We start from the raw sequence: 7,694 nt of genomic DNA on the forward strand, positions 1-7,694 counted from the left end.
GCCCTCACGGGGTCGGCCTCGATCGCCGGTCCCGGGCGGCGGCCTCGCGCAGCCCCTGCCAGAAGCCGGTGACCGCTGGGCGCAGGGCGTCGCGGAACTCCTCCAGCAGCGGGGAGCGGGTCGGGACATCGCCGGGTGTCACGTGCCAGAAGCCGTCCGGCCCGAGCCGCCCGGGCGGGGCCGGCTGGGCCAGGGCCTGGGCCGCGACGGTCCGTACCAGTCGGACGGCCTCGGTCAGCCGCTGGGTGGGCAGTTCGGCGGCGTCCAGGTCGTCGGACTGCTCCCAGGGGCGGCCGATCCGGTAGGGGCGGCCCTCGTACTGGGCCTCGAAGTTGTCGAGGGTGCGGGTGAAGAACCGCTGGTAGGAGTCCTGGACGAGTGGGTCCCTGAGCTTGGGCCGGGTGTCGGGGCGCAGCACCTGCCAGGTCACCGGCAGGGTGAAGCGCTGGCGCACCCGGATGACGATGCGGGTGCGGCGGCCGCCGTCCGCGGGGAGGAAGACCACCGAGCCGTCGTCGTACTCGGCGGAGCCGTTCGGGCTGCGGACCGTCCGCCAGGAGATCCGCTGCCGCCGTTCCCCGTAGTCCACCGACTCCAGCTTGCAGACGTCGATGGGCGGACCGCCGTGGAACGCCAGGTAGTTGGGTTGCGCCAGGTACAGGTTGCGTTCGATCTGGCGGGTGGGCCGCCCCCGTTCGTCGCGGGACACCACGTGGACCCGCCCGCCGAGGTAGTCGGTCATGTAGCTGATGGACCGGCTGATGTCGACCCGGCGCACGAACTCCTGGTAGGGCGCGTTGACGGTGCGTTCGCAACCGAACAGGATCGAGTGGCCCACGTGCTGCCACCGCATCCGCCAGGCGTCCGCGGGCAGCGCGTCGATCACCGTCTCCAGCGGCCGGAGGAGGTCGGTGATCCGGTCGAAGTCCTCGTGGGTGTAGGCGTCCGGGTCGACCGCGAGGGAGACGTCCCGGCGCCGGATGGCGTCCTTGGCGTATCCCGTCCGCCAGGCGCGGACCGTGGAGGACGCCGAGGCCGCCGCACCGACCATCGCGCACAGGGTGACGGTGGCCGCCGGGTTCACGTCCGCGGCGCGGATCAGCGAGGTGAGCAGGCGGGAGAGCCGGGCGAGCGCCGGGTCGGTGACCTCCCCCGTGCCCGGGGCCACGTGCCAGGCGGCGATGGAGAACAGCCGGTGGGCGCGCCCGTCGGGAGCGAGCCTGCGCACCGCCTCGACCAGGGAGCGCGGCGGGTTGCGCCAGCCCGGGTAGGGCGTCAGGTCCCCGTCGATGCGGTAGGCGTCCGGTAGCCCCCGGTCGCTCAGCACCCGGGCGTTGAGCGGCGAGGAGACGGGGTCGACGCCCATCAGCAGCGCGCCGACCAGGTCCGCCAGCACGCCGTCCGGCGCGGCGATCACCGTCTCCGTCCGCAGCGGCCTGCCGACCTGCGATCCGGCGCAGCCGTGGCTGCTCACCACGGCGTCGATGAGGTGGAAGTCCGGCGGGTGGGACCTCAGCAGGTCCGCGACGACCTCGGCGCCGTCGCGCCGGGCGCGGTAGTGGTGGTGCTTGTCGTCGTACGGCAGCACGCCGAGCAGGTTGGCCAGGCAGAGGGCGTAGCCGAACTCCGGGTGGGTGCAGTTCTTCGCGAGGTTGATCCGGAAGCCCGCCTCCAGCCAGGCGCGCGCCAGGGCACTGCCGTGCAGCACGGCGGAGTCGGGAAACTCGGCCGGCGCGACCTCCTCCGACAGGTCCACGACCCGGTAGGCGTTGCCCTGCGGGGTGCGGCCGAGGTAGCCGAGCCGGCGACACGTCTCCACGTACCCGGGGCCCGCCAGCCACGGGTCGGGGCCGCAGCGCGCGGCGCCGACCGTGACCTCGCGGTACCCCCGGTCGTGCAGCAGGTCGATCAGGTGCTCCACCAGGGCGGCGCTGACCGCGGTCGCCGGGTCGCCGTACGCCGAGGTGCCCGGTGTCAGCAGCACTGTGAGCGCTCCCGGATCGCCGTCCGCGCGCTCGGCCAGCCGCTCCCAGAGCCCGGCCCGGTCCACCGCCTCCGCCAGCAGCTCCGCACCCGGGAGCGGCCGGACCCTGGTGGAGCGGGCCACGGCGGCGACGACGGTCATCGGCTCGCCCCCGTGGTGTGTCGTCCGATCGTGCGCACGCTTCACCCCGTCGTTGATGTGGCGGAAATTGACCCAAAAGGCGTGAAAGCGATGCTACTGACCGGAGGCCGGAAGGGCGGTGGGGCTCGCGAGGGATGTCGCCGGCTGACTCCGGGCCAGTCGCTGTCCGGCTGCGGCGTCGAGGAGGATCCGGGCCCGGGCCGCCGTCCCGCGGATGTTCCCCCGCCCGGGCCCGGGCGGGGGAGGCCTCAGGCGCCGCGCTCCCGGTGGCGCCAGCGCACCGGGTCGACGGCGGCCGTCCCGCACGGGGCGGTTCGCGCCGGCGCCCGGTACCCGGCGCAGGAGAGCACCAGCAGTTCGTCGCTGCCGGGCTGGAACTCGTAGGCCACCCGTTCCACCCGGCTCCCGATCCCGAGCCCGTCGAGGTCCTCGCGCAGCCGGTCCAGCCCCGGATGCCGCTCGCCGGTGTCGTACACCGTGACCGGGAAGACCCGGACCTCGCTCCGGGCCACCCGGGCGAGCTCCAGCAGCCCGGCGCGGAGGAAGTCCTCGCCCAGCCGGTTGCCGTACGAGAACAGCAGGTGCGAGCAGAGCACCAGGTCGAAGGAGCCGTCGGCGAAGGGGAGTTCGGGCAGCTCCCCGGCCAGGTAGCGTTCCGGTCGGGCGGCGATGTCCGCCCGGAACAGCCGGGCGTTGGCGATCCACTGGCACACCAGCTCGTCCGGGTCGGCGTACCAGGACCAGACGAAGTCCGCCGCCTCCCGCACCAGCGCCGGGCGCTTGAACCTGGTCTCCAGCTCCACCAGCAGGCCCAACTCCTCGCGGTGGAAGGCGTACTCGCGGTCCACCGCCACCGCGTCGACCCCCCGCCGCCCGGCCTCGGCCACGAAGCTCGCGGCGCCGGCCGGGCAGTCGAGGATGCGCTGTTCCAGGTCGCGGTCGGTGAGCGCGAACATCGCGCGGTAGTCCGCGAAGGAGCGGGCACTGACCAGCACCGGCTCACCCCCGCCCGACGAACGGCATGGTGGTCGGCAGCACGACCAGGGACTGGATGGTGGTGTCCGGCGGCTGCGAGGCCATCAGCAGCAGGGCCTCGGTGAAGCGCTCCACCGGGATGGTCGCCTCCACCGCCATCGTCCCGTCCGCCTGCATCGCGGCCGGCTGCGGGCCGCCGTCCGGCGGGGCGACGTTGCCGACGTCGATCTGCCCGCAGGAGATGCCGTACGGGCGGCCGTCCAGGGCGAGCACCTTGGTGAGGCCGAGGACAGCGTGCTTGGCGGCCGTGTAGGCGAGGGAGTTGGGGCGGGGCACATGTGCCGAGGGCGCGCCGTTGTTGATGATCCGCCCACCCTGGGGGGCCTGGGTGCTCATCAGCCGGAAGGCCTCGCGGGCGCAGAGGAAGCCGCCGGTGACGATGGTGTCCAGCACCCGGTTCCAGTCCGCGAGCGGGGTCTCGGTGATCGGCCGGCGCGGGGCGGCGGCGCCCGCGTTGTTGAACAGCAGGTCCAGGCGGCCGTACCGGTCGCGGACGGCGTCGAAGAGCCGGACGACCTCCTCGGGGCTGCGGATGTCCGTCGGCACGGCCAGCACCCGGTCGGGTTCGACGTCCGCGAGCGCGGCGGTCTCCTCCAGCGCCTCCTTGCGCCGCCCGGCCAGCACCACCGTCCAGCCCGCCGCCAGCAGGGCGAGCGAGGAGGCCCGGCCGAGCCCGCTGCCGCCTCCGGTCACCAGCGCGATCCGCCCGTTCACGGCGCCCATGTCTCCCCCTCGTTCAGCCAGATCCGCAGCATCCTCCGGGCGTGCGGCCCCGGCTCGTCCACGTACGCGGAACGCCCGTGCAGCACCCGGCTGTTGCGGATGATCAGCAGGTCGCCGGCGGCCATCGGCAGGCCGAAGGCGATCTCCGGCCGGTAGAGCACCTCGTCCAGCACGCCCAGCGCCTCCCACTGGCGGTCCGTCAGCTCGGGGCCGCCCCGGTCAGGGGAGGAGCGGACGGTGCGGGTCTGGTAGTAGCAGCCGATCGTCCCGCCCTTCCGGGGGTACAGGATCGGGGTGACCACGACCTGCGGGCCCGCCCGGCCGGTCCGGTCGAAGGTCCAGTCCTCACGGAGGGTGGCCAGCGCGTCCGGCCGCTCCCGCTCGATCAGGTCGTGCACGTGCCGGGCGCTCGCCAGCTTGGTCAATCCGCCGCCGTGGTAGGCGGGTTGGAGGCAGAGCAGGACGAGCAGGTCGCAGGTGTCGCAGTGGAAGCCCAGTTCGGTGTTGCCGTCGCCGTCCTGGTCCCGCAGCACCGAGGTGAGGTCGCCGCGCCCGTTCTGCGGGACGATCCGGCCGAAGTCCCGCAGCAGGAAGGAGAGCGCCTCGGTGATCTCCTCCTCCGGCAGGGACGGGTCCACCAGGTTGCCGACGTGGGTGAGCCCGACCGAGCCGGCGCTCTCCCGGACGAAGGCGCGCAGCCGTTCGCGCACCGGCCCGGCCGCGCCCCAGCGCCCGGCGTGGGCGTCGACCCACAGCCGCTGTCGCTCACCGTCCGTCAGCGCCAACGACCATAGCTCCCGCCGGGCCTCCAACTCCTGGCTGCTCCAGCCGATTTCGGTCACCGTGTGCTCGTTCATCCGCCTCTCCCTCCTACCGGGCCCCGGCCGCGACGGCCTTGGACCAGAGCGCCAGCGCCTCGTCGACCTGCCCGGCCGTGACGACCAGCGCGGGGATCATCCGGACCACGTTGAGGTGGGTCCCGCAGAGCAGGAGCAGCAGGCCGAGGTCGGCCGCGGCCTGCTGGACCCTCCGGGCGGCCTCTGGGTCCGGCGAGCCGTCCGGCCGGCAGAACTCGCTGGCCGCCATCAGGCCCAGGCCCCGCACGTCGCCGATGCCGGGCGCCTCGGCGGCCACCGCCCGCAGGCCGTCGAGCAGCCGGGTGCCCTGCTCGGCGGCGTTCTCGACCAGCCGTTCCTCGCGCAGCACGTCCAGCGTGGCCAGGGCGGCGGCGCAGGCCACCGGGTTGCCGCCGTAGGTGCCGCCCTGCGAGCCGGGCCAGGCGCGCCGCATCAGCTCGGTCGGAGCGGCGATCGCGGACAGCGGGAAGCCGCTGGCCAGGCCCTTGGCGGTGATCAGCACGTCGGGCCGCACGCCGTCCTCGTACTGGTGGGCCCAGAACCGGCCGGTCCGCCCGAAGCCGGTCTGCACCTCGTCCACGACCAGCAGGATGCCGTGCCGGTCGGCGCGCTCGCGCAGCCCGGCGAGGAAGCCGGGCGGGGCGGGGACGTAGCCGCCCTCGCCGAGCACCGGTTCGACGAACATCGCCGCGGTCTCGGCGGGCGCGGAGACGGTGGCCAGCACCTCGTCCAGCCCGCGCAGGGCGTGCGCCACCGCCTCGTCCTCGGAGAGGCCCAACGAGACCCGCAGCCGGAAGGCGGCCGGGAACGGCGCCACCGCGACGCCGGGCACCAGCGGGCCGATGCCGGCCCTGAAGCGCGTCCCGGCGGTGGTGAGCGAGGCCGCGCCCATGGTGCGGCCGTGGAAGGAGCCCTCGAAGACGATCACGTTCTGCCGCCCGGTGGCGTGCCGGGCCAGCCGCAGCGCGGCCTCCACCGCCTCGGTGCCGGCGGTGGCGTAGAACAGCGAGTCCAGTCCGGCGGGCAGCACCTCGCCGAGCCGTTCGGTGAGGGTGAGCAGCTGGTCGTGCAGGACGGTGGTGTACTGCCCGTGGAGCAGCCGGCCGGCCTGTTCGCGGACGGCCTCGACCACCCTGGGGTGGCAGTGGCCGGTGCTGGTCACCCCCACGCCGGAGGTGAAGTCGAGGTAGCGGCGGCCGTCGGCGTCGTAGAGGTGGAGGCCTTCGCCGCGTACGGCGACGACCGGGGTGGCCTGCTTGAGCACCGGGGAGAGCTGGGACACGGAGTCTGCCTGCCTTTCACGGTTGTTTCGGGTCAGCGGGGCGGCAGGTAGCCGGCGTCGGCGGCCCAGGTGAGCGCGGCCGACCACCACTGCGGGGTGGGTTCGGTGAAGCGGACGCCGAGCCGGTCGAGCACGGCGTTGGTGTGGGCGCTGTCCACCCGGACGTTGCGCTCCTGCTGCTGGGCCCAGGCGGCGGCCAGCCGGACGGCCGTCGGGTGCCGCCGCTCGGCCCGGGCGAGGGCGGCCGCGAAGGTCTCCTCGTCGGTGAGCCGGACGCGGTGTCCGTGCGCGGCCAGCCAGCCGACGAGCAGGTCGTGCGGGGTCTCGTACGGGGTCTCGACGTGGTAGGCGCCGGGCGCGGCGTGCGGGTCGAGGGCGATCGCGGCGATCCCGGCGGCCACCGTGTCCACGTGCGAGAACGCGAACGCGGTGTCCGGGCGGCTGGGGGCGGCGCCGGCCAGCAGGTAGCCGCGGATGAGCTGGTAGATCCGGTTGTCTCCGATGTTGGCCTGGAAGGCGCCGGTGCGGCTGTGCGCCGCGATGTGGCCGCTGCGGTACAGGAAGGCGGCGTGCCCGGTGGCGGCCCAGGCGCGGACGGCCTGTTCGGCGCGGTACTTGGTGCGTTCGTACGGGGTGCGGAAGTGCTGCCCGATCCACAGGTCGGCCTCGCTGAAGCGGCGCGGCGGGCCGTCGACCTCGCCGGAGACGGCGAGCGTGGAGACGTGGTGGAGGCGGGCCGCCGGGGCGTGTTCGTCGATCCAGTCGAGCAGTCGGCGCACCGCCGTGAGGTTGGTGCGCTCCAGCGCGTCGGGCGGGGCGACCAGCCGGACGTCCGCCGCCGCGTGCACGACGATGCCGGCTCCCCGGGCGTGCCGCAGCCCGGCCGGGGAGAGGCCGAGGCCGTCCCGGTCGATGTCCCCGGCGATGACCCGGGCCCGCCCGGCGGTCAGCCGTTCGGCGGCCCGGGCGTCGTCCGCCGCCCGCACCAGGCAGGTGACGTCGGCGCCGCGCCGGCGGAAGGCGTCCAGCAGGTGCCGCCCGAGGTAGCCGGTGGCGCCGGTGAGCAGCACCCGGGCGGGTTCCCGGACGGTCGCCCGGGTGGCCGCCTTGGTGGTCGCCGGGGCGGTGCGCGGCACCCGGGCGTGCAGCAGCTGCCCGGAGGTGGACATCGGCGCCCGGACGGGACGCTCGGCGTCGGGCCCGCCGACGGCCTCGGCGAAGCGGGCGGCGATCCGTTCGGCGTCGGGGTGCGGCACTTCGGGCCAGCCGTAGACCAGGTCGGCGACCAGCCGCTGCTCCACCACCCGTGCGGTGAGCCGGAGTCGGTACAGCGGATCGCCACCGGCGCAGCGGGCCTGGCCGGCCTGCTCGTCGGCGACGGTCCAGTCCAGTGCGGGTTCCTCGGGCAGCCGGAAGGTGCCGAGGAAGTTGAAGCCGACGACCGGGCGTTCGCCGGGCGCGTCCATCGGCCGGACGGGCGCCTCGCGCAACCGTCGCGCGACCACGGCCGGCTCGGCGAGGGCGTCCGGTTCGATCAGATCGACCAGTTCGACGTGCTTGACGGCGGTGAACCAGCCGACGGTGTCGAGGAATTCGCCCGGGTCGCCGGCGGTGTCCCGGCCGTGGGTCTCCACCTCCACCGCGAGCCGGGGTTCGTCGTGCCACTCGCCGA

The 7,694-nt window shown here is 74.7% G+C and carries 6 protein-coding genes; all 6 read right to left on the minus strand.

Features of this window, described 5'->3' with window-relative positions:
- Positions 1 to 4 precede the first annotated feature (4 nt).
- Positions 5 to 2,125, minus strand: coding sequence for a DUF362 domain-containing protein (locus tag J0670_RS02590; RefSeq protein ID WP_207809148.1), 2,121 nt, complete (start codon positions 2,123 to 2,125; stop codon positions 5 to 7).
- 248 nt (positions 2,126 to 2,373) lie between these two features.
- Positions 2,374 to 3,120, minus strand: a complete 747-nt coding sequence (locus J0670_RS02595; protein ID WP_207809150.1) for a methyltransferase domain-containing protein — start codon at positions 3,118 to 3,120, stop codon at positions 2,374 to 2,376.
- A 4-nt stretch (positions 3,121 to 3,124) separates the two neighbouring features.
- Positions 3,125 to 3,883 (minus strand): SDR family oxidoreductase, encoded by a 759-nt coding sequence (locus J0670_RS02600; protein WP_207809151.1) that lies wholly within the window; start codon positions 3,881 to 3,883, stop codon positions 3,125 to 3,127.
- Complete coding sequence (locus J0670_RS02605; protein WP_207809153.1) at positions 3,871 to 4,740, minus strand: TauD/TfdA family dioxygenase; 870 nt, start codon at positions 4,738 to 4,740, stop codon at positions 3,871 to 3,873. Before J0670_RS02605 ends, J0670_RS02600 begins: the two co-directional genes overlap by 13 nt.
- Before the next feature lie 13 nt (positions 4,741 to 4,753).
- Positions 4,754 to 6,022 (minus strand): aspartate aminotransferase family protein, encoded by a 1,269-nt coding sequence (locus J0670_RS02610; protein ID WP_207809156.1) that lies wholly within the window; start codon positions 6,020 to 6,022, stop codon positions 4,754 to 4,756.
- A gap of 32 nt (positions 6,023 to 6,054) precedes the next feature.
- Positions 6,055 to 7,694, minus strand: a 1,640-nt coding sequence (locus tag J0670_RS02615) for an SDR family oxidoreductase (protein WP_207809158.1), incomplete at its 5' end; no start/stop codon positions are given.

Source organism: Streptomyces sp. FH025, from assembly GCF_017427025.1.
In the GTDB taxonomy this organism is placed as follows: Bacteria; Actinomycetota; Actinomycetes; order Streptomycetales; family Streptomycetaceae; genus Kitasatospora.